Annotated in this window: 23 protein-coding genes and 2 pseudogenes; 24 read left to right on the forward strand and 1 reads right to left on the reverse strand. The window is 57.1% G+C overall.

Translation table 11 applies throughout. From position 1 onward, the window contains the following. Positions 1-12 precede the first annotated feature (12 nt). The 3 genes and pseudogenes from ACMZ6R_RS01085 to ACMZ6R_RS01095 all read left to right on the forward strand — a co-directional run. A complete protein-coding gene (locus tag ACMZ6R_RS01085; protein ID WP_416108844.1) occupies positions 13-2,271 on the forward strand; it encodes an ATP-binding protein in 2,259 nt (752 codons plus the stop codon). 3 nt (positions 2,272-2,274) lie between these two features. After that, positions 2,275-3,666: a sigma-54-dependent transcriptional regulator gene (locus tag ACMZ6R_RS01090; RefSeq protein WP_416108846.1), complete on the forward strand. Its 1,392-nt coding sequence runs from the start codon at positions 2,275-2,277 to the stop codon at positions 3,664-3,666. Positions 3,667-3,765: 99 nt separating this feature from the next. After that, positions 3,766-3,879, forward strand: a pseudogene (locus ACMZ6R_RS01095) (transposase); the annotation flags it as partial. Position 3,880: 1 nt separating this feature from the next. Here the strand turns inward: ACMZ6R_RS01095 and ACMZ6R_RS01100 are convergent. Then, positions 3,881-4,015 (reverse strand): annotated as a pseudogene (locus ACMZ6R_RS01100) (IS3 family transposase); the annotation flags it as partial. Between the two features lie 278 nt (positions 4,016-4,293). Here ACMZ6R_RS01100 and gvpA (ACMZ6R_RS01105) point away from each other — a divergent pair. From gvpA (ACMZ6R_RS01105) to ACMZ6R_RS01205, 21 genes are all read left to right on the forward strand, one after another. Next, on the forward strand, positions 4,294-4,512 hold the full coding sequence (gvpA, locus tag ACMZ6R_RS01105) for a gas vesicle structural protein GvpA (protein ID WP_416108847.1): 219 nt from the start codon (positions 4,294-4,296) through the stop codon (positions 4,510-4,512). A 148-nt stretch (positions 4,513-4,660) separates the two neighbouring features. Then, positions 4,661-4,924 (forward strand): hypothetical protein, encoded by a 264-nt coding sequence (locus tag ACMZ6R_RS01110; protein ID WP_416108849.1) that lies wholly within the window; start codon positions 4,661-4,663, stop codon positions 4,922-4,924. Between the two features lie 60 nt (positions 4,925-4,984). Next, positions 4,985-5,203 carry a gas vesicle structural protein GvpA gene (gene gvpA / locus ACMZ6R_RS01115; protein ID WP_416108851.1) on the forward strand — a complete coding sequence of 73 codons (219 nt, stop codon included), beginning with the start codon at positions 4,985-4,987 and terminating at the stop codon, positions 5,201-5,203. A 203-nt stretch (positions 5,204-5,406) separates the two neighbouring features. After that, complete coding sequence (locus ACMZ6R_RS01120; RefSeq protein ID WP_416108852.1) at positions 5,407-5,976, forward strand: hypothetical protein; 570 nt, start codon at positions 5,407-5,409, stop codon at positions 5,974-5,976. A 138-nt stretch (positions 5,977-6,114) separates the two neighbouring features. Next, entirely contained in the window at positions 6,115-7,122 is a 1,008-nt protein-coding gene (gene gvpN, locus ACMZ6R_RS01125; RefSeq protein ID WP_416108854.1) for a gas vesicle protein GvpN, read from the forward strand. A gap of 27 nt (positions 7,123-7,149) precedes the next feature. Beyond that, entirely contained in the window at positions 7,150-7,422 is a 273-nt protein-coding gene (locus ACMZ6R_RS01130; RefSeq protein ID WP_416108855.1) for a hypothetical protein, read from the forward strand. A gap of 76 nt (positions 7,423-7,498) precedes the next feature. Beyond that, positions 7,499-7,747 (forward strand): hypothetical protein, encoded by a 249-nt coding sequence (locus ACMZ6R_RS01135; protein WP_416108856.1) that lies wholly within the window; start codon positions 7,499-7,501, stop codon positions 7,745-7,747. A 41-nt stretch (positions 7,748-7,788) separates the two neighbouring features. Next, the gene (locus ACMZ6R_RS01140) at positions 7,789-7,980 is read left to right on the forward strand and encodes a hypothetical protein (RefSeq protein ID WP_416108857.1); all 192 of its coding nucleotides are present in this window, start codon (positions 7,789-7,791) and stop codon (positions 7,978-7,980) included. Positions 7,981-8,061: 81 nt separating this feature from the next. Continuing rightward, complete coding sequence (locus ACMZ6R_RS01145; protein WP_416108859.1) at positions 8,062-8,823, forward strand: GvpL/GvpF family gas vesicle protein; 762 nt, start codon at positions 8,062-8,064, stop codon at positions 8,821-8,823. 25 nt (positions 8,824-8,848) lie between these two features. Next, a complete protein-coding gene (locus ACMZ6R_RS01150; RefSeq protein WP_416108860.1) occupies positions 8,849-9,121 on the forward strand; it encodes a gas vesicle protein GvpG in 273 nt (90 codons plus the stop codon). 41 nt (positions 9,122-9,162) lie between these two features. Further along, positions 9,163-11,139 (forward strand): ArsA family ATPase, encoded by a 1,977-nt coding sequence (locus tag ACMZ6R_RS01155; RefSeq protein WP_416108862.1) that lies wholly within the window; start codon positions 9,163-9,165, stop codon positions 11,137-11,139. Continuing rightward, entirely contained in the window at positions 11,123-11,320 is a 198-nt protein-coding gene (locus tag ACMZ6R_RS01160; RefSeq protein WP_416108863.1) for a gas vesicle protein, read from the forward strand. Before ACMZ6R_RS01155 ends, ACMZ6R_RS01160 begins: the two co-directional genes overlap by 17 nt. 72 nt (positions 11,321-11,392) lie before the next feature. After that, positions 11,393-11,716: a gas vesicle protein K gene (locus ACMZ6R_RS01165; RefSeq protein WP_416108864.1), complete on the forward strand. Its 324-nt coding sequence runs from the start codon at positions 11,393-11,395 to the stop codon at positions 11,714-11,716. An 82-nt stretch (positions 11,717-11,798) separates the two neighbouring features. After that, a complete protein-coding gene (locus tag ACMZ6R_RS01170) occupies positions 11,799-12,137 on the forward strand; it encodes a gas vesicle protein (RefSeq protein WP_416108865.1) in 339 nt (112 codons plus the stop codon). Between the two features lie 678 nt (positions 12,138-12,815). Beyond that, positions 12,816-13,457, forward strand: a complete 642-nt coding sequence (locus ACMZ6R_RS01175; protein ID WP_416108867.1) for a hypothetical protein — start codon at positions 12,816-12,818, stop codon at positions 13,455-13,457. Between the two features lies 1 nt (position 13,458). Continuing rightward, positions 13,459-14,856: a sigma-54-dependent transcriptional regulator gene (locus ACMZ6R_RS01180; protein ID WP_416108869.1), complete on the forward strand. Its 1,398-nt coding sequence runs from the start codon at positions 13,459-13,461 to the stop codon at positions 14,854-14,856. 11 nt (positions 14,857-14,867) lie between these two features. After that, positions 14,868-15,389, forward strand: a complete 522-nt coding sequence (locus ACMZ6R_RS01185) for an Hsp20/alpha crystallin family protein (RefSeq protein WP_416108870.1) — start codon at positions 14,868-14,870, stop codon at positions 15,387-15,389. A gap of 20 nt (positions 15,390-15,409) precedes the next feature. Then, a complete protein-coding gene (locus ACMZ6R_RS01190) occupies positions 15,410-17,548 on the forward strand; it encodes a CDC48 family AAA ATPase (protein ID WP_416108872.1) in 2,139 nt (712 codons plus the stop codon). Next, on the forward strand, positions 17,541-18,341 hold the full coding sequence (locus ACMZ6R_RS01195) for a GvpL/GvpF family gas vesicle protein (RefSeq protein ID WP_416108874.1): 801 nt from the start codon (positions 17,541-17,543) through the stop codon (positions 18,339-18,341). The genes ACMZ6R_RS01190 and ACMZ6R_RS01195 overlap by 8 nt, the downstream gene beginning before the upstream one ends. Then, a complete protein-coding gene (locus ACMZ6R_RS01200) occupies positions 18,338-19,096 on the forward strand; it encodes a GvpL/GvpF family gas vesicle protein (RefSeq protein WP_416108876.1) in 759 nt (252 codons plus the stop codon). Before ACMZ6R_RS01195 ends, ACMZ6R_RS01200 begins: the two co-directional genes overlap by 4 nt. Beyond that, positions 19,086-20,588, forward strand: a complete 1,503-nt coding sequence (locus tag ACMZ6R_RS01205; RefSeq protein WP_416108877.1) for a PAS domain S-box protein — start codon at positions 19,086-19,088, stop codon at positions 20,586-20,588. Before ACMZ6R_RS01200 ends, ACMZ6R_RS01205 begins: the two co-directional genes overlap by 11 nt. Positions 20,589-20,604 lie beyond the last annotated feature (16 nt).

Consider the following 20,604-nt stretch of genomic DNA (forward strand, 5'->3'; position numbering starts at 1 on the left):
GCAGGCACAGCCATGAAACGGATGATCGTCATACCGGTGCTCCTCGGGCTTTTCTGGACGATGCTGCTGGTGGCGCTGTTCGTCTGGAACGTGGCCGGCGAGCGCCGCCATATCCTGGAGCTGGCCGAATACCAGGCCAGGGCCTTTTTCCAGCAGATCCTGGCCACCCGGGCCTGGAACGCCGTGCACGGCGGGGTGTTCGTGCCCGTCGGCCCGGGGGTGGTGCCCAATCCGCACCTGCCCGCCAGCGACCGGGTCCTGACCACGGCCGGCGGCGAGACGCTCGTGCGCATCAACCCAGCCTACATGACCCGCCAGATCGCTGAGATCGCCGCCCAGAACGTCGGCATCCATTTCCACATCACGAGCCTCGCTCCCGTCCGCCCGGAAAACGCCCCCGATCCCTGGGAACGCGAAACCCTGGCCGCGCTGCTCCCGGACCGGGAATATTTCGAACTCGTCCCGGGCCATGCGACCAGCGGCCAATTCCGCTTCATGGCCCCGCTGGTCACCGAGGAAAGCTGCCAGAGCTGCCATCCGAGCGCCACCGTGGGATCGATTCGGGGCGGCATCAGCGTCTCGGCCCCGGCCGCCCCCCTGCTCGCCTCCCGCGAACGCAGCCAGCGCACCCTGGCCACCACCTACGGCATCATCTGGTTCGTGGGCCTGCTCGGCATAGGCGGCTCCACCTTCGAAATCAGCTGGCGCCGGGAGCAGGCCGAGGCTTTAAGCCGCATGAAGAGCCGTTTTCTGGCCAACATGAGCCACGACATGCGCACCCCGCTGACCGGCATCATCGGTCTGTCCGAGCGCATGCTGCGCGAAGACTTAAGCCCCCGGGCTGCCCGCTACGCCAGGCTCGTCATCCATTCCGCCGGTTCCCTCCTGGAGATCGTCGGCGACATCCTGGACGTCTCCCGCCTGGATTCGGGACGGCTGGAGCTCGAATGCCGGCCTTTCGACCCGCGCCGGGCCGTGAAACAGACCAGTGACATCTTCGCCTTCGCCGCCGAGGACAAGGGCCTGAAATTTTCCGTGCATGTCACGCCCGAAGTCCCGGACTGTCTGGTCGGTGATGCCTTCCGCTACCGCCAGGTCCTGGCCAATCTCCTGGGCAACGCCGTGAAGTTCACCGATCACGGTTCAGTGCGCCTCGACGTGGACGCCGCCCCCGGCCCCGGGCCGGATAACGTGTGTCTGCGCACCACGGTCACCGACACCGGGGTCGGTATCGCCGCCGTGGACCAGCCCCGCGTCTTCGAATGCTTCAGCCAAGTGGACGATTCCCTGGCCCGACGCCATGCCGGCTCCGGGCTCGGTCTGTCCATCGCCCGCCAACTGGCCCGGATGATGGGCGGCGACATCGCCGTGTCGAGCGTTTCCGGCCAGGGGAGTGTTTTTATCTTCACCGCCAGCCTGACCGTGGCGCCAGTTGGGGCGCAGGCCAAGGAGTTGTCCCCCCGGCTCCGGGAGGACGACCAAGGACCGGAAGCGGCCCTGGCCGGCTGCCGTGTGCTGGTGGTCGACGACCACAATACGAATCGCATCCTTTTAAACGACATCCTGCGGGAGGACGGGGCCGTGGTCCATCTGGCCGCCGGCGGCCGGGAGGCCCTGGAAATCCTGCGCCGTGCCTCCGTCGACCTGCTCCTGCTCGACCTGCAAATGCCGGGCATGGATGGCATTGAGGTGCTGCGCCGGCTGCGCGGCCTGGAGACGGAGCTTGGCCGCAGACGGACCCCGGTACTCATTCTGACGGCCTTTGTCCTGCCCGAGGAACAGGCCCTGCTCCCCTCCGACGAAATCGAAGGCGTCGTCACCAAACCCATCGACGTAGCCGCGCTCCACCGGGCCATGCGTGCCGCCTTGTCGCTGCCTTCCCCCTCGGCCGACGTCGCCGCAACGGACAAACGGACCCGGGCCGAAACGGGTGAGGCCTCCATTGAGACGGATGCGGCCCTGCGGCTACTGGGCGGGCGCGAGGACCTCTATCGGCTGCTCGTAAAGGAATTTTTGGAGAGCGCCCCGGAATTGACCGCAGCCTTTGAGGTGGCTGCCCGGTGCGGCAACTGCCAGGAGGCGGGCCGTCTCATGCACACCCTGAAGTCCGGCGCGGCCTCCCTGGGGGCGGTGACGCTGCGTGATGCGGCCCTGCGCCTGGAAACACAGGTGAAAAGTCATACGGCCGTAGGACCCGAGGAGTATCGCCTGCTGCGGGCCATGGTCGAACGGACCAACCAGGCTCTGCGCCGTGTCGCTGCGCCGGAGTAAGCCATGGCCAGCATCCTGGTGCTCGACGACGATCCGCTGATCCAGCGGCTGATCCTGTCCACGGCCGCCGAATTCGGCCACGAGGCCCTGGCCGCCTCCACCCTGGCCGAAGGAGTGGCCCAGTGCCGCGATAAGGCCTGCGACATCGTGTTTCTCGATGTACTGTTGCCCGACGGCAATGGCCTGGACAGCATCCCGGCCTTGCGCGGTCTGCCGCAGCCGCCAGAGATCGTCATCATCACCGGCCACGGCGATCCGGCTGGGGCAAATCTGGCCATCCGCCACGGGGCCTGGGATTTTCTCACCAAGCCGCTCTCCCTGAACAAATTGCAGCTCACCCTCAACCGGGTGGTGGCCTTTCGCCAACAGCGCCAAGCGGCCGGTCAGACGGACAAGGAACTGCGCAACATCGTCGGGGTAAGCCAAGCCCTGCGCGCCTGCCTCGATCTGGCCAGCCAGGCGGCGGCCAGCGACATCAACGTGCTGCTCCTCGGCGAAACCGGCACCGGCAAAGAGGTCTTCGCCCGGGCCATCCACGAGGGCAGCGCCCGGGCCGTCATGCCCTTTGTCACTATGGACTGCGCCTCGGCCACGGAATCGCTCCTGGAAAGCCAACTCTTCGGCCACACCCGGGGATCGTTCACCGGCGCCGACCAGGACAGGGACGGTGTGGTGCGCCTGGCCCATCGGGGGACGCTTTTCCTCGACGAGGTGGGGGAACTCCCCGTGAGTCTGCAGCGCTCTTTTTTGCGGGTGCTCGAAACGCGGCGTTTTCGGCCCATCGGCGCCAGAACCGAGGTCCCCAGCGACTTCCGGCTTATTGCCGCTACCAACCGCAACCTCATAGAAATGGCTTCGATGGACCTGTTCCGGACCGATCTCCTCTATCGTCTAAACGGCATTGCCATCACCCTGCCGCCGCTTCGGGAACGCAAGGAGGATATTCCGCTGTTATGCCGCCACTTCGTCACGGCGCTTTGCGCCCGCTACGACGCCTGCGGCAAGACCGTCTCGGACGACCTCATGGAGGCCCTGTCGCAATACGATTGGCCGGGCAATGTGCGCGAGCTGGGCCATGCCCTGGAATGGGCCTTTGCCGCTTCGCGCGGGGAGCCGGCCATCTTTGCCGGCCATCTTCCCCTCGACATCCGCATGGCCGTGGCCCGAAGCCGCCTGCATCAGAACGCAGGCCGCGCGCCTGACAGGCTGGGTGCGGTGGCGGCCTCCGGGGCCCAGGCCTACCAATCCTATCGGGACTTCAAGGACACTTCGGAGAAAGCCTATCTCAAAGGACTTCTCAAAGTGGCCGCGAGCGTCAGCGAGGCTGCGCGCCTGTCCGGCCTGTCCCGGGGTCATCTCTATCAGTTGCTCAAAAAGCATGGCCTTGAAATCTGAACATGAGGCGCTTGGCTTCATTGGCGCCAGTGACCTGCCCGGGACTTTTCGGACCATCCGAAACTCGAGAAGGTGACTCCCGACGAGACAGAGGGAGCCATGAGAAAGGGAAGATTTTCCGAAGAGCAGATGGTCGGCATCCTGCGCGAGGCTGACAAGGATCCGGTAGCCCAGGTCGCCAAGCGCCACGGCGTCAGTGAGCAGACGATCTATGGCTGACATACTTAAGGCCATTGACGCTACTACGTATGGCTTTCGGCTTGCCGCGCCATTCCATGATCTGCTCCAAAACCCGGATGACACGCTCTGATGGAAGCGAAAAAATCGCTTCGATAGCCAGCCCAGATTTTCCGGTATCCTCCAGACGCCCCTCCCTCGATTTTCCTACGACATCTCCTGGACGGCAGTTCCATACCGCCAATTTGGTGCCCAAGAAAACGCCAGGCCGATCCATCCGCATGGAATTCGGTCCATAGCGTGGTCTCCCTACGTGCTGTGATACCATTATTGTCTTTATACAACATAGTGAAAGTATTAAATATTTATTGAAAATATGTTGGCATGGACCTTGCTGAATAGCTATCGGCTAGCCACTGACAATAACGCAAAAAAACTTTGGAGTATCCCATGGCAAAGGTTCAGAAGTCCACAGATTCGTCCAGTTTGGCCGAAGTTGTCGACCGCATCCTCGACAAGGGCATCGTCATTGATGCTTGGGTCAAGGTTTCGCTGGTCGGTATCGAACTGCTTTCCGTCGAAGCCCGGGTCGTGATCGCCTCGGTGGAAACCTATCTGAAGTATGCCGAGGCCATCGGCCTGACCGCCAGCGCGGCTGCTCCGGCGTAAATTCCGAACGGGGCAAGGGGCTCTTATTGCGCAGTGGGCCGAACGCCCGGCGACAATGAGAGCCCACGCCTCTCCGCGCTGTTTTTCCACCGCGCACGTGGAATCGCTTACCCGGCAAACCGGGCAAGGGTGAAAAAGGAGAATCGTGATGGGTCCCTTAACCGATGGAATGACCCAGCTATGCGGGGAGATTGTGGCCTTGCGCGGGGCGCGGAAAAGCTTCGTGAAAGACATCTGCCACAACGGAGCCGCCATGCGGCGAAGCTTTTCCCAAGCCCACGCCGAAATGGCCGCGAAGACGAAAAAAGAACGGCGGGACTTCGTCGTCTCCCTGAAGGAAAAAGTGGCAGACTTGCGACAAGGGTTTGCCGCCGATCTCGACGGTGCTCGCCGGGCCTGGGTGGGGAAATAGTTCTCTGCCTCTTCGGTTCGCAACCGTACCACACAACATTGACCATAAAGGAGTCATCTCATGGCAAAGATCCAAAAATCCACGGACTCGTCCAGCTTGGCCGAAGTCGTCGACCGCATCCTCGACAAGGGCATCGTCATTGATGCCTGGGTCAAGGTTTCCCTGGTCGGCATCGAACTGCTTTCCGTCGAAGCCCGCGTCGTGATCGCCTCGGTGGAAACCTATTTGAAGTATGCCGAGGCCATCGGCCTGACCGCCAGCGCGGCGACTCCGGCGTAACCCCCCGGGGTATGGCCAGATGGAGTGGATATTCCATCCGGAGGGATCGTATTCCCCGGTCCCTCCGGATTTCGCCTGCAAGAGAAAGGAGAACCCACATGGGTCGCTTAACCGATGAAATGGCCCGATTATGTGGTGAGATTGTGACCCTGCGGGGGAGGCGGGAAAGCTTCGTGAAGGAGTTGTACCAGGACGTCGCTTCAATGAGGACCCGTTTCCGTAGGGACCATGCCGAGATGGCCCGGGTGTCCCGGCAAAAACGACTGGCGGACTCGTCCCGGCTGCGACAGTCGGTGGCCTCCCTGTTGTCGGGATTCCGATGGTCCCATGAGACCATGAGCCGGGAACTCCATCAGGAGTGTCTGGCCTTCGTGGGCAACCTGAAAAAGACCACGACGGACATGCTCCATGGCTACGCCCTCGACAGGAACGGCGCCCATCGGGCTTGGTTCGGTCCCGCCGTGGTCGAAATCCAGACGAGGAAAACGGCGGAGGTACGCGCCACCGAGGCGCAGCACCAAGCCGAAGAGGGAGACAAGGGCCAGCCGCAGGCCGAGTCGTTCGAGGCTTCGGTTGTCCCGCCGATTGGGGAGGAAGCGCCGGAGACGCCGCCTGCGTCTTCCCAAAGCGCGCCCACGGAGCCGGAATCAGCGGAAGCCGCCTCCCACCAGGAGGCCACGGAGCCGGAAACCGCGGAAGCCGATCCCCGGGCCGAGTTCGCACCCGAACCGCCAGAACACGGGCATCGCTCGTCCAAACGCAAAAAGCGCTGAGATCCCTGGTGTGACAATGGCGCCCGATGCCTGGAACCATGAAACCAGCGTCGGATGTGGGGGGAGTCTGTTCATCCCGCATCCGGCGTTGGCAAAGCCGCCGCAGCGCATGGTCAATTGACTGAAGGAGACCCCGCGATGACCATCCCGTACGGGAAACAAGCCGTGCTTACCACCAGCATCGCGCCGACACGCGATGACAAGGTCGCTCCCCAACCGAGTTCCACCTTCGTGGAGACCCCCTATGTGACAGAACTGACGGAACGTGCCCTGTCCTATCTGGAAGTGGGGTACCCGATCCATTTCTCCGGCCCGGCCGGAACGGGGAAAACCACCCTGGCCTTTCACGTGGCCGCGAAATTGGGCCAGCCCATCTCCCTCATCCATGGGGACGACGAATTCAACAGCGCCGATCTCATCGGCCGGGAGTCCGGCTATCACAAGCAAAAACTCGTCGACAACTATATCCACTCCGTCCTCAAGACGGAGGAATCCATGGAACTCAAGTGGATGGACAACCGCCTCACCATGGCCTGCCGGAAAGGATACGCCCTTATCTACGACGAATTCAACCGTTCCCGGCCCGAAGCGAACAATGTCTTCCTGAGCGTCCTGGAAGAAAAAATCCTCAATCTCGCGAAAACAAACCGTTTCGGCGAGGGCTACTTGGAAGTCCACCCGCAATTCCGGGCCATCTTCACTTCCAATCCCGAGGAATACGCAGGGGTGCACAAGACCCAGGACGCGCTCCTCGATCGTCTCATCACTATCCAGTTGAACCATTTTGACCGCGAGACCGAGATCCGGGTCGCCATGGCCAAATCCGGCGTCGTCCGCGAGGATGCGGAAAATATCGTCGATGTGGTGCGGGAATTGCGCGGCGTCGGGGGAAATGCCCACCACCCCACCATTCGGGCCTGCATCGCCATCGCCAAGATCCTGGCGCACCGCCATGCCCGGGCGCGCCGGGATGATCCGGTCTTCCTCTGGTCCTGCCAGGACATTCTGCAGATGGACACCGCCAAGGTCATCCGCTCCGGGAAATCGGTCATGGGGCAAAAAATCCTGGAGACGATCCAGGCCGTCTGCCCCCCTTCGGAGGAGAAAACGCCCGGGGCCGCGCAATGTCCGACACTGGTGGGGTAAGACGCCATGAACGGAATACGAAGAGGCTTGCGTGATATCCGGACGTTTTCCGGCCGGGTTGGCAAGGTCAAGGCGCCCCATAACGGCTTCCTGCGCATCAGCCACATCGAGCTCGAAAAGGCGCGGCGCAAAGTGGAGCGAGACGCCGCCTCCCGGCTGATCGCCGACATTGACGAGCGCCTTGCGGAAATCGAGGCGGAAAAGGACTCCATTCTCCGGTGGCTGGAGAGCGAGCCGTCCGAAACCGGGGATGCGCCAGGGGAAAACCGGCAATCCGCGGGATTTGTCATCAAATATTGACGGCGACCGATCGCGCTTGCTCGCGGCGCGGGGCTGTGCCGGGAGGTTGCCGGCCGCCGTTCGCAAGGAGACCCCCATGCTCACGATCAAGACTTCCCGCAACATCCGCAGCATGCGCAACCGCAACAGTTTCCGCGCCTGCCCCATGTCCACAGGAATTCCCCCGCAGTGTACGGAAACGTACCGCCAATACCTTGAGGACAATATTCTCAAGGACAGGGCCGCGCGTTGCCAGCTTTTGACGCGGCAGTGGAGAGGGCATCGCCGTCGTTGCGAGGCCTGCGCAAACCAACGTCGCGCGAACGTTGGGCAGGCTATGCCATAACGACGAGGCCGGGTAACGCGAAAAACGGTAAAGGAGCTGTTATGCGCATAATTTGTCTTTCCTGTGGCCATAAAATGGAAGTGGATACGGCTTACGACGATTTTGAAGGGCCGATCAAATGTCTGTGCGGCGCCATGCTGCACATAAAAACCGAAGAAGGTAAACTCAAGGAGATTCATCTGGAGACACACGAGAGAGAAACCTGCGCCACCACGGAGCATACCGGCCAATAAACTGGAATTCACCAAACGGTCCTGACGTGGTGCACGTCGCTGAACTCTGTTGATGCAACCTCTTTACAGTATGGGAATGTCATGTCCGAAAAATCGCACGCTGCAAAGACCGGAAAATATGTTTATGCCATAGTCCCCGCCCGGACGGATTCCGTCTACGACTTCCCCGGCATCTTCGGAGAGAAGGTGTACGCCATTGTTGACGGGGAAGTGGCGGCCGTGGTCAGCGACGTCAAAAACGAGCGCATTCGCCCGGAACGCCGCAATCTGGCGGCGCAACAGGCTGTGCTCAGAGCCCTGATGGCCGGGCCGGCGCTTTTGCCGATGACCTTCGGCGTCATCGCCAACGACCGCAAAGGGGTACAACGGATTCTTGCACGCTACCAGGACAGCTTGGTCAAGCAACTGCAACGCGTGACGGACATGGTGGAAATGGGCCTGCGGGTATCCTGGGACGTGCCCAATATCTTCGATTTCTTTGTCACTACGCACCAAGAATTGCGCCAGACCAGGGATCGCCTCCTCCTCCCCGGTCGCCGGCCTTCCCGGGAAGATAAGATCGAACTTGGTCGTTTGTTTGACCGGTTTCTCACGGCGGACAGAAAACGTTATACGCAGCAGGTCAAAAAAATGCTGTCCTCCTCTTGCAATGATATTAAAAGCAACAAATGCCTTCAAGAAAACAGGATTATGAATTTGGCCTGTCTCATCGCCCGCAAGGATCAGGAGGCGTTTGAATCGGCTGTTGTCAAGGTTGCCGACCAGTTCGATAACAATTTTTGCTTTGACTATAATGGTCCTTGGGCGCCACACAATTTCGTTGAGTTGGAATTTAATCAATAACTCATTCCACGGGCGGTTTGACACAATGTTGCTTATCGACGACATCCTGGCATTTCCTGTGAAAAGTATACTATGGATATTTCGCGAAATAAATGACGCTGCCCAGGAAGAGCTCGACAACGAAGCACAGTCTATAACTACACGCCTTAGTGAATTGTATATGATGCTGGAAACAGGAAAAATTACTGAGGAGTATTTTGATAAAGAAGAAAAACTACTCCTTGATCGTTTGGATAGAATTCATGATGCCAAACAGCAAGAGGCAGATGTCCAGGCCATGGATGATGCGGAAATATAATTCCGTTATTGGATATAATACGGATAAGGAGAACTCTCTCCATGATTCCTCATGCAGATGGACCGGCTCATTGCGGGGAGGAACCTTCTTTTTTCCGCCCGCCCGTACCGCAACTCCTGTTTTTCGGGGGGAAAGGCGGCGTAGGAAAAACCACCTGCGCGACCGCCGCTGCGTTGCATTTGGCCCGCGCCTCACGGCAGTCTGAATTTCTGCTGGTCTCCACGGATCCGGCCCATTCCCTGGCCGACAGCCTCGCCGACCTCACGCTCCCGGAGAATCTCCGGGTCATAGAAATCAATGCGCAGCGATGTCTGGAGGCGTTCAAGGCCAAGCACCGGCAAAAGCTCTTGGAAATCGTGGCGAAGGGTACTTTTTTTGACAGCCAAGATATCGACAAAATTTTGGATCTTTCACTGCCGGGACTCGATGAGGCCATGGCCTTGTTCGAAATCGGGTCCTGGATTGATTCAGGACAGTATTCGACTGTACTCGTTGACACGGCACCAACGGGGCACACGCTCAATCTTCTCAGTATGCCGGAAGTGATCAAGACATGGCTCCGTGCTTTGGATGCACTGCTCGAAAAAAATAGGTTCATGCGGTATCGTTTTCAAAAGCATGCTTTCCGCGACGAGCTTGACATCTTCATTCTAGATATGGATGGCGCTTTAAAGCGCACGGAAACGCTTTTACATGATCACAGCCGTTGTTGTTTCGTTGTGGTTATGTTGGCTGAAGAATTGAGTATTCTGGAGACAGCCCGTCTGCTCATAGAACTTCATCGGGAAAAAATACGCAGTATAGACATCGTGGTCAACCGGCTCTTTTCCAAAAGCGAATGTCCGGTGTGCGCTGCCAAGTATCGTCGCCAGCAGCAGGCCCTCGCGGTTTGCTATTCAAGGCTGAAGAAATCTGGGCATTGTCTGTTTGGAATTCCGTTGCAATCCGAAGAGGTACGGGGCGCCAGCCTTGAAACATTTTGGGAAAAGGCCACGACGCTCAGTGCGCCGCAACTCTTTCTGCCAGCCGAAGACGAGCATCATAGCCCTCGGATCGACTCCCCGTTGCCGCTCCCGACCGAGGCGAATCGATTACTCATTTTTGCAGGGAAAGGTGGCGTGGGAAAGACGACCGTGGCCTGCGCAACTGCTACACGCCTGGTCAATGCGTATCCAGGCAAGGAAGTTTTTTTGTTTTCGATGGATCCGGCTCATTCGATCGCCGACTGCCTCAAACGTCCGGTCGGGCCGGAGGTGGTGCGACTGGAGCAAGGCTTCTCGGCCATAGAAATCGATGCTGCAGCCTCCTACGCATCTTTCAAGGCGATGTATGAATCTGAAATACGGGATGTCTTCTCCAATGTTCTGCAGCACTTTGATATGCCGTTTGATCGCACAGTCATGGAGCGGTTGCTTGATGTTACACCGACAGGACTTAATGAAATCATGGCTTTAGCCACAGCCATGGATTATTTCGACGCCAATCAGCGCATACTTATTCTCGATGCATCTCCAACCGGCCATCTCATTCGATTGTTGGAAATGCCACATATGATCGAAGATTGGTTGCAAACCATTTTCGATATTATGCTAAAATACAACCTTGTCATGCATCTCCCCAAATTTTCCAACAGATTGGTTCAATTATCCAAGAAACTTAAGCTTTTTATCAATATTATGCGCAACCCGATAACCACGGCTGTTTACGTTGTCACTATCCCCACACAGATGGCCTTTCTCGAAACTGATGATCTCCTGGCATCTTGTGCCAAAGCCAAAGTACATACGCCAGCGCTTATTATTAATATGACCACTAGACCAAGTAACTGTAAATTATGCTCAAACATACACCAAAGAGAATCAGTCATTATTGACCAATATCGGAAATATTTTCCGTATTTACATCAGACATTGGTATATTGTCAGGACGAGCCAATTGGTTTGCATTGCCTCGGCGAATTGGGACATGCTTTATACTACTCAGCGGGAGCACCAAGTAACCATGCCTACAACATATGATATCCCGGCAGAAGAGTACGAAGAGGTAAGCTTGTGTGAAGCTCTTGACAGGGTTTTGAACAAAGGCGCTGTCATCTTCGGCGAATTGACCATTTCCATAGCTAATATTGATCTGTTGTACCTGAATGTCCAGATATTGCTCTCGTCCGTCGAAACAGCTCGAAAGAAAACAATTGAATAGTCAACATTTAAAATATGCAAATCGATACCAGGTCAGTATCCGGTATGCGACACGACACAGGGGAGATTGCTCATGATGCTCAAGCAGGATGATACACCTTCCAATTCAGGGATTTCCTGCGATTCTGGTCACAGGAGGAAGCTCAATATCAATGAGGAGAATCTTAAAAACGGCTTGGCACAACTTGTTCTGTGCATCATAAAATTGTTGCATGAACTTTTGGAACGTCAAGCCATCCGCCGGATAGAGGGAGGGGCTCTATCCGCTGCCGAAATTGAAAAATTGGGGCTTACCCTGATGCAGCAAGGCGAGGAACTCAATCGTCTTCGCCAGGCGTTCAACCTGGAAGAGGAAGATCTGAATTTGGATCTTGGCCCCCTTGGTCGCTTGTTTTAGTGGCTGACGCGAGACGCGGCGGCCGTATATATAAACAGATAGTCAGAAACTTTTCTGTTGCTTTGTTATTGAAGGAGAGATTATGGCGACCCATCACAATACAGCCGATGGCATTCCGAATTCCTTGCACAGCACAAACTTGGCCGACCTTCTTGAACGCTTGCTGGACAAGGGCATTGTTATAGCCGGCGATATAAAAATCAATTTGGTTGAAGTGGAATTACTGACCATTCAAATCAGATTAATCATCTGCTCTGTCGACAAGGCTCGCGAAATGGGTCTGGAGTGGTGGACAAACAACCCGGCCTTCATGACGGCCCCACAACCGGCGGAGATTTCAGATTCCATCGGAAATATAGAAAGGCGATTGAATAAAATTGAATCTGCGATTGAGGGCGCAAGACAATCTGATGCAGACTAGTATATCCGAATAAAGTGTTGTCTTACTGTTCTTCTGTGGCAATAATTTTTTCACAGACGTTGTATATTTTTATTGCATCAAAACAAAATTACAACAAGATATTTTATGTATGCCGGTTAAATGAATCATAATACCATGCACCAATATCTCATATATGGGCGCTGGCCTTAAATTGTTTTGCAAAGATGGCGCCTTAAAGGAATGATTATCAAAAATATATTTTACAACCTCCTGCTTTATCAATATATTTTATTTTTACTAAACCGCACTGCTCCGATGTACTTTTAAAATTGCCACTCAATACCCGTTTTTTTCTATTTCTGCTTGCCAAAGAACGGACAGGTGATTTATCCTGTACGTAACTAGGAGCGATGCTTGAAAAGGTACCGGCTTTAATTATATGATATTTATATAAATTTTGTGTTATACGCAAAATAATCAATCCTACACGAGCATGTTTTGGCTTGTAACCATTGAAGAGGACGCGCGACATTACTTTACATGCGCTGCACACTTTGATCCCAATGGCAGGGAGACCACTTTGCGCATCTTATAAGACTGACAAAACTGTTCGACAGGCACTTCGCACAAGTGCGTTTAAGCGGTCACTCCCCACAATGAATCCGTGACGGTTCATCCTGGACGAGGGGAATTGGCAAAAGAGGGAATACCTGCACCATGCCAGATAGCGAAAGCCTGAATCATATCCCTCGGAGGCTTATTTATTTTCCGATCGTGCATACTCTGGCCGACATGGGCGGGCTTGGAAAAACAGTTTTACAGAAAAACCTTCAAAAATTCGGTTTGAAGGTCCTGATTGATAAATATAAGTCTATAGAATCCATCTGGAGTTATACAGAGCAGGTCGCGGAAGTTTTGCCTCTGGAGTGGGGCAAGGTCCGATTGTACCAAGACGGATTGCCGGTCTGCGGACGCGAAAGGGAAATCGTGACGGATCTGGCACAAGCGGGAAGCAGAAACCACCAACTCCTGTTGCGCCTGATACACAAGGGCGCGACGCTGATGGGGACCGAGTCAGCTGAGCTTCTCCTTTTGGAGTACCAGATTGCCAGGCAAGCCCTGGCGCCTGAGGGAACCGTTCCCCTATCCCAAAAATCGCCGGCGACGCAATCCCGCGGCGCCGATCCGCTGCTCGAACACCGCGATCAGTTCATCGCCAAGCGGATCAACGAAACGCTTCTTCCAGGTGAAGTCGGCATTCTTTTTCTGGGAATGCTGCATTCACTGGAAGGCTTGCTTGATCAGGATATAGGAGTGGAATTCCCTCTGTATCAGCCTCTTAGCAGTTCCAGGGGGTAAAATGTCGTTGCACAACAGTCGTGTTTTGATCGTCGATGACGAGGCGGATATCTGTCTTATGCTTTCGCACCTCATGGAGCGCGAAGGCTTGCTCGGCCTGACCGCCCAGGACGGCGAAACCGCCATCAAACTGATCGCGCTCAAAAAGCCCGATCTGATTCTGGTCGACATCAAAATGCCCGGCATGGGAGGGATGGAGCTCCTCAAATGGGTCAAGGAGTTCGACCCGGACCTGCCCGTCATCATGATCACCGCCTTTCCGCATGTCACCGGAGCGGTGGATGCGATGAAAGCCGGAGCCCACGATTACCTCCCCAAACCGTTCGAACACACCAAGGTCGTCCACACCGTCCGCCGCGCCTTGAAGGAAAGAGCGCATCGGAAACGGCTGCTGGACCTGGCCGACCGGGCGGCCGGCGATGCGTCGTTGCGTGAACTCATGGGCGGCAGCGAATCCGTCATGCGCATCATCGAAAAGGTCCACCAGGTGGCCAAATCCGAGTTCAGCGTCCTGATCCAGGGCGAAACCGGCGCCGGTAAGGACCTCGTGGCCCGCGCCATCCACCAGCTTAGTCCACGGGCCAAAGGTCCTTTCATCCCGGTCGATTGCGGGGCCATCCCCGACACCCTCATCGAAAGCGAGCTTTTCGGCTATCAGAAGGGGGCGTTCACCGGCGCTGTCGGCAACAAGCCGGGGAAATTCGAGGTCGCCAAAGGAGGGACGCTGTTTCTGGACGAGATATCCAACCTGCCGCTGTGCTCGCAAGCCAAGCTGCTGCGCGCGCTCCAGGAGAAAGAGGTCTGCCGCCTGGGGGCCACCACCCCGCTCATGACGGACGTGCGGCTCCTGGCGGCGACCAATCAGGATCTGACGCACCTGGATACGGCGTCCATGCGCAGCGATCTGTTTTTCCGCCTGAACGAATTCACGCTGGTTGTCCCTCCCTTGCGTGAGCGCAAAGAAGATATTCCCTATTTGTGCCAGCGGTTCTTGAGCCTCACCAATGCCGAGCTGCATAAAACAGTGAACGGGATATCCGATTCCTGCATGGAGCTTCTCGTAGACTACAACTGGCCTGGAAATGTCCGCCAGTTGCGGTCAGTTATGCGGCGTGCGGTTCTTGTGGCCGAGGATACCATTACAGAAAGGCACATCGATATAAAAAAAGTTTCTGTCTCAGTCGTCCATGTCGCAAGGTCGATACATAATAATCCATGGAATGGCCATTCGCTCAAGGAAATTGTGCGCGATGAAGTAAATTCCATCGAAAAACAGATCCTCATCCGGACCATGGAATACACTGGCGGGAACAAAGCCGAGGCAGCAAGGCTTCTACATATCGATTACAAAACGATCCATACGAAACTCAAACAATTTGGCTTCAAAAAACAAGGGTAAGGGGTAGCGGCATGCCTAAAAAGAAGAAGACCTCCGGGGAAGACAATCTGGGTTCCGGTGTCCGCAGTCTGTTCACAGGGTTGGTGGAACTCATCGAAAAAGTCGGCTACCTGGCCGAGAAAGGCGAGGAACTGAAGCGAAGCGGGACATTTTCCGGCCAGGGCCAAGGGAAGGGGCTCAAAGGGGTGTACGGCTTTTCCGTCAAGATGGGCCTGGGGGATCAGGACATCAAGGTGGAACCCTTCGGCAACGTGCACCCGGCCGAAGAGGCCGAAGAGGCGGAGGTTCAGGAAATCCGGGAGCCGGTCGTCGATATCTTCGAAGAGGCTGACCACCTCCTCGTTGTGGCCGAGATGCCCGGGATCAGCAGCGAGGACGTCAGCCTCAAGGTCACGGACGACCTGCTCACCATCGAAGCGGTCACGGATGACAAGAAATACCGCAAGGAACTCCTTCTTCCCGGCAGTTATCCCCGGGAGAAGATGGAGGTATCCTGCAACAACGGTATTCTCAGGATCAAGTGCGTCCAATGAAAAAGAAAGCGGGGAACGACATGCAAGGCTCCGAGAACGTGGCCACGCTGAAGCTCAGGGTGACGGAAGCGCTCAGCAAGGATGTCGGTCGGGCGTACGCCCGTATGGGGCCTGAAGACATGGAACGCCTGGGCCTCAGCATCGGCGATGCCGTGGAGATCGTCGGCAAGCGCACGACCGTTTGCCGGGTCATGCCGGCCTACATGGACTTGCGCGGCCAATCGCGGGTGCAGCTCGACGGCCTGACCCGGGACAACACGGGGGCAGGTCTGGACGAATTCGTCCAGGTCCGCAAAACGACCTGCCGCGCGGCCGAACGGGTGCAGCTCGCTCCGGTCAGCCTCGTCCCGGCCGAACGCGACCTCAAGTACATCGGCAGCCTTCTGGACGGATTGCCCGTTTTGGAGGGCGACCGAATCCGCGCCACGCTTTTCGGCAGCCGCTCCGCCGATTTCAAGGTGGAAGGCCTGACGCCCAAGGGACCGGTCTTCATCAACCCCACCACGGTGCTGACGATCAATCAGAAACCCGCCGAGGAGGCCCCGCGGTCAATGTCCTACGAGGACATCGGGGGGCTCAGGGGACAGCTCCACCGCATCCGGGAAATGATCGAACTGCCGTTGCGGTATCCGGAACTTTTCGAGCGCCTCGGAATCGACGCCCCCAAGGGCGTTTTGCTCTACGGCCCCCCGGGATGCGGCAAGACCTTGATCGCCCGGACCATCGCCCATGAGACGGACGCCCATTTCTTCTCCGTGAGCGGACCGGAAATCGTGCACAAGTTCTACGGCGAATCCGAGGCGCATCTGCGCAAGATCTTCGAGGAGGCCAGCCGCAAGGGGCCGAGCATCGTCTTTTTGGACGAAATCGATTCCATAGCCCCCCGCCGGGAGGTGGCCGTCGGCGACGTGGAAAAACGGATCGTGGCCCAGTTGCTCGCCCTCATGGACGGCCTGTCCAAACGGCAAAACGTCATCGTCATTGCGGCCACCAATCTGCCCAATGCGCTCGATCCGGCCCTGCGTCGCCCCGGCCGTTTCGACAGGGAAATCGCCATTCCCATTCCGGACCGCATCGGGCGCAGGGAGATCCTGGAAATCCACAGCCGGGGCATGCCTCTGTCCGAGGATGTGGATATGGGACACGTGGCCGACATCACACACGGTTTTGTCGGGGCCGACCTGGAAGCCCTGTGCCGGGAAGCGGCCATGCGTTGCTTGCGCCGTCTCATGCCGGACATGGATCTGGCCTTGGCGCATATTCCCTATGAGCTGCTGAAGCGTCTCGAAGTGCACATGGACGACTTCCTGGCCGCCTTGCGTGAAGTCGAGGCCTCGGCGATCCGGGAGGTGTTCGTGGAGGTGCCGGATGTGCGCTGGGAGGATGTCGGCGGCCTGGGCCTGATCAAAGACCGGCTCCGGGAGGCGGTGGAATGGCCGCTCAAATACGCGGCGCTTTTTGCCCAGGCGGGGATACGGCCGCCCAAGGGCGTTCTCCTGGCCGGTCCGCCCGGCTGCGGCAAAACCATGCTGGCCAAGGCCCTGGCCACGGAAAGCCAGGTCAACTTCATTTCCGTGAAGGGGGCCGCGCTGTTATCCAAATACGTGGGCGAATCCGAGCGGGGCGTCAGGGATATCTTCCGCAAAGCCAAGCAGGCCGCTCCGTGCATCATTTTCCTCGATGAAATCGATGCCCTGTTGCCCACAAGGGACGCCGGGGGCTCGGACTCCCATGTATCCCAACGGGTGCTGAGCCAGTTTCTGGCGGAACTGGACGGCATTGAAGAACTCAGGGGCGTTTTCGTACTCGGGGCCACCAACCGGCCGGACATGCTGGACAAGGCTGTCATCCGCCCTGGCCGGTTCGATGCGACCGTTACGATCCCCCTTCCGGACAAACCGGACCGGCTGGAGATCTTCAAGATACATCTGCGGCATAAGCCGTTGGCCGCGGACATCCCGGTGGAAGCGTTGGCCGATGCCACCGAAGGGCAAAGCGGGGCCGTCATCGCTTCCATCTGCACGAACGCCGCCATGCGCGCCGTTCGCCGGGCTGTTGCGGAGGTGTCCATAGCTCCGGACAAACCGCCCCGGTTGCAGGTCGAGCCGGCCGATCTGGAGGCAGCCCTGAAGGAGGCGCGGGAGCAGTCGCATGGCTAACGTAGTATACCTGTTCTGTCTGACCCGCTTGGGAGGGCTGGGTTCCTTCGCGGGCACGATGGCGGAGGGGCTGGGACCTGTGGCCATATGCCCCTATCGGGATATCGCCGCCGTGGTTAGCGAGGTCTCGCTGGCCACACTGGGCGGCGAGAACGATGGTACGGCCGAGGCCTCAGCCCGGACGCTGCGGCAAGCTATGGGCCATGAAGCGGTGGTGGAAGGGGTCATGCGTACGGCCGGCGTGCTCCCGACGCGGCTGGGTACGGTCTTTTCCAGCTGGGACGCCCTGGAACAGGTCTTGCGAACCGCGTATGCGACGATTTTGTCCTTCTTGGAAAAGGCCGGTGCCGCCGAGGAATGGGCGGTCAAGGTCTATTGGGACCGAACCAAGGGCACCGAGGCGCTTTGGGCCGAAACCTCTGCGCGGCAGGAAGCGTATCTGACCGCTTTGCCGCCGGGCAAACGCTACCTGGAGGAGCAGCGACTCCGCAAGGGACTGGGACGCGAGGCTTCCCGGAAAATGCAGCAGTATGGTCGAGAGATCGAGGAATGCCTGGAAGGGGTGACCGCTGACTGTCGCCGGCGGGAATTACAGTCCTCCCCGGCCGGTGAGGGGCGGGCAATGCTTTTAAACCTGGCTTGCTGGGTGCCCAAGGAAAACGGTCAACGCTTCCGGGACTGTTTGGAAACCGTCAAAGGAGCGTGGGGCAAAGGGGCTCTCATCGTGGAGGACAGCGGTCCCTGGCCACCCTACAGTTTCGCGCCATGCCTGGAAACGGAAGGCCCCGCATGAGCTGGCTCATCTACTGTATTCTCGCTTGCCAACAGCCGAAAAAGCTCCTTGCCCCGGCAGGTGTCGACGGCAAGCCTGTGCGGTTTGTCGGAGATAATGGTCTTTACGCCGTCATCTCTCAGTTCGTTCCGCCAGCCTTGCAGCCGCCTATCGAACAACTGCATGCCTATGCCCATGTCGTTGCCGCCCTGCATGCTCAGTGTCCCGTCATTCCGCTGCGTTATGGCTGTGTAGCGCAAGAGATGCCGCAGGTCATGCAAAAGATTGCAGAGCGTCACGAGGAATACGGGATTCTCCTCGGCGAACTCGCCGATTGCGTGGAACTTGGCATACGCATGCAACCACCAAGCGGGGAGGCCTCCGCGGCTGCCATCGCTGCGCCGGCCTGCCCCGGGACAACCGGAACGGACTTTTTGCGACATCGAGCCGAGCATTATGCGCGCGAAGCCCAGTGGCGCCATGCCTGTGAGCAGATGATCACGCGCTGCGGCCAGGCGCTGGACGGGTGGTGGGTCAAGTCTGCAAACGATCCGCCCAATCCGCTTTCGCCATGGGTATCTGTGTATTTTCTTGTACGCCGTAACGGCGTCGCTGCATTTCAACAAGCCTTCGAGGTTTATCGTTCGAAGGAATCTGCCAAGATGTTGCTAACAGGTCCATGGCCACCATATAACTTTGTGACATCTGCCTGCCATTCGACTACGCCTGGGAGTAGACTGATTAAGCAAGGCTGGAGAATAGGACATGGAGTTTGAGCAGCAATTAGCAGGATCGGCGCATCTTGAGGCAATGTATCGCTATAAGAAGCTCTATGAGATGTTGTTGGAAGCAATTCCATCTTCCGTATTACTTATTGATCGTGATCTTCGCATTGTGTCGGCCAATCGGAATTTTTTTCAAAAAATGCGCTGTTCACTGGAGAATACAATCGGGTTCAACCTCTCGAAGGTGTTACCCGCCATCATCCTCGACCAAGTGGACATCATCGGACAGATCCGGCGTGTCTTTGATGACAACAAGGATATTCAGGGAGAGCGACTCACGTACCGCGCACCCGGTATCCCCTTGCGCATCTACTATTACAGCATTCTTCCTTTTTCCTGGCAGGGTACCGTAGAAACTGCCATGCTCCTTATGGACGATGTTACGGAAAAGGTCCGCCTGAACGAAGAAGTCCGCAGGGTGGAACGGCACTTGGCCAGTATCGTGGAAAGTGCCAGCGACATTATCGTATCCACGGACTTGGACGGAAGTATTTTGACCTGGAACCCCTCCGCCGAAGAACATTCCGGTTTTAAGTTCTATCAGGTACGGGGGCGCACATTTTTTGATTTGTGCATGTCCGACCATCATGAAGATATCCTGGCGGTTTTTTCAAATCTGCGCGCGGGCCGGGATACACAGATGGGCGAGTGGAGTCTTATGACCAGCGATGGCAGCTGGATTCAGGTCTCCTGGGTCTGTTCGCCCATGCGTGACCACCAAGGCCAGACCACCGGCATGGTAGCGGTAGGCAGGGATTTGAGCGAACGTCGCAAGCAGGAAGCGCAATTGCTCCAATTACAAAAACTGGCCGCATTGGGCGTCATGGCGGGCGGTATTGCGCACGAGCTCCGCAATCCGCTGGCTATCTGTGTTTCCGCGGCCCAATTCATCCAGGAAGACAATACCACAGATGAATTTAGACAGTTGTGCGCCCAAAAAATTCTTACCGGCATCAAGCGCGCTTCCGTCATTATCGAAAACCTGTTGCGCTTTGCCCGACCGGCGGCCCTGATGGAACTTCGCGAAATCAACCTGCTGGTTTTGTTGGAGTCAACCTTGGATCTAATCAGCAACCAAGCGAAAATACAGAAGGTGGATATCATTCGTCATCTGCCGGGACATCCTCTCTTCGTGAGTGGCATCGAGGGGCTTTTGCAGCAGGCTTTTTTGAATATATACTTGAATGCGATTCATGCCATGATGCCCGAGGGGGGAGCGATTACGACTGAAATGGAGATTAACAATGATGAGATCCATGTGCGTATCGCCGATACAGGCCACGGCATCTCACCTGAATATTTGGATAAAATTTTTGATCCATTCTATACGACTTGGCCTGTCGGCCAGGGAATGGGTCTTGGCCTGTCCATTTGCTATTCAATCATTAAGCAGCATGGCGGCAGTATAGAAGTCTCAAGTAACTGTGAAAGAGGTACGATGTTTACGGTGACTCTATCTTTAGTAAACACGTCATGCCAATAGATTATAATGGTTAATG

Source organism: Solidesulfovibrio sp. C21, assembly GCF_047785625.1.
Taxonomy (GTDB): domain Bacteria; phylum Desulfobacterota; class Desulfovibrionia; order Desulfovibrionales; family Desulfovibrionaceae; genus Solidesulfovibrio.

Coding starts and splice junctions, on each gene's coding strand:
- ACMZ6R_RS01085 (WP_416108844.1), top strand. CDS start 13: ATGAAACGGATGATCGTCATACCGGTGCTCCTCGGGCTTTTCTGGACG.
- ACMZ6R_RS01090 (WP_416108846.1), top strand. CDS start 2,275: ATGGCCAGCATCCTGGTGCTCGACGACGATCCGCTGATCCAGCGGCTG.
- gvpA (WP_416108847.1), top strand. CDS start 4,294: ATGGCAAAGGTTCAGAAGTCCACAGATTCGTCCAGTTTGGCCGAAGTT.
- ACMZ6R_RS01110 (WP_416108849.1), top strand. CDS start 4,661: ATGGGTCCCTTAACCGATGGAATGACCCAGCTATGCGGGGAGATTGTG.
- gvpA (WP_416108851.1), top strand. CDS start 4,985: ATGGCAAAGATCCAAAAATCCACGGACTCGTCCAGCTTGGCCGAAGTC.
- ACMZ6R_RS01120 (WP_416108852.1), top strand. CDS start 5,407: ATGAGGACCCGTTTCCGTAGGGACCATGCCGAGATGGCCCGGGTGTCC.
- gvpN (WP_416108854.1), top strand. CDS start 6,115: ATGACCATCCCGTACGGGAAACAAGCCGTGCTTACCACCAGCATCGCG.
- ACMZ6R_RS01135 (WP_416108856.1), top strand. CDS start 7,499: ATGCTCACGATCAAGACTTCCCGCAACATCCGCAGCATGCGCAACCGC.
- ACMZ6R_RS01140 (WP_416108857.1), top strand. CDS start 7,789: ATGCGCATAATTTGTCTTTCCTGTGGCCATAAAATGGAAGTGGATACG.
- ACMZ6R_RS01145 (WP_416108859.1), top strand. CDS start 8,062: ATGTCCGAAAAATCGCACGCTGCAAAGACCGGAAAATATGTTTATGCC.
- ACMZ6R_RS01150 (WP_416108860.1), top strand. CDS start 8,849: ATGTTGCTTATCGACGACATCCTGGCATTTCCTGTGAAAAGTATACTA.
- ACMZ6R_RS01155 (WP_416108862.1), top strand. CDS start 9,163: ATGATTCCTCATGCAGATGGACCGGCTCATTGCGGGGAGGAACCTTCT.
- ACMZ6R_RS01160 (WP_416108863.1), top strand. CDS start 11,123: ATGCCTACAACATATGATATCCCGGCAGAAGAGTACGAAGAGGTAAGC.
- ACMZ6R_RS01165 (WP_416108864.1), top strand. CDS start 11,393: ATGATGCTCAAGCAGGATGATACACCTTCCAATTCAGGGATTTCCTGC.
- ACMZ6R_RS01170 (WP_416108865.1), top strand. CDS start 11,799: ATGGCGACCCATCACAATACAGCCGATGGCATTCCGAATTCCTTGCAC.
- ACMZ6R_RS01175 (WP_416108867.1), top strand. CDS start 12,816: ATGCCAGATAGCGAAAGCCTGAATCATATCCCTCGGAGGCTTATTTAT.
- ACMZ6R_RS01180 (WP_416108869.1), top strand. CDS start 13,459: ATGTCGTTGCACAACAGTCGTGTTTTGATCGTCGATGACGAGGCGGAT.
- ACMZ6R_RS01185 (WP_416108870.1), top strand. CDS start 14,868: ATGCCTAAAAAGAAGAAGACCTCCGGGGAAGACAATCTGGGTTCCGGT.
- ACMZ6R_RS01190 (WP_416108872.1), top strand. CDS start 15,410: ATGCAAGGCTCCGAGAACGTGGCCACGCTGAAGCTCAGGGTGACGGAA.
- ACMZ6R_RS01195 (WP_416108874.1), top strand. CDS start 17,541: ATGGCTAACGTAGTATACCTGTTCTGTCTGACCCGCTTGGGAGGGCTG.
- ACMZ6R_RS01200 (WP_416108876.1), top strand. CDS start 18,338: ATGAGCTGGCTCATCTACTGTATTCTCGCTTGCCAACAGCCGAAAAAG.
- ACMZ6R_RS01205 (WP_416108877.1), top strand. CDS start 19,086: ATGGAGTTTGAGCAGCAATTAGCAGGATCGGCGCATCTTGAGGCAATG.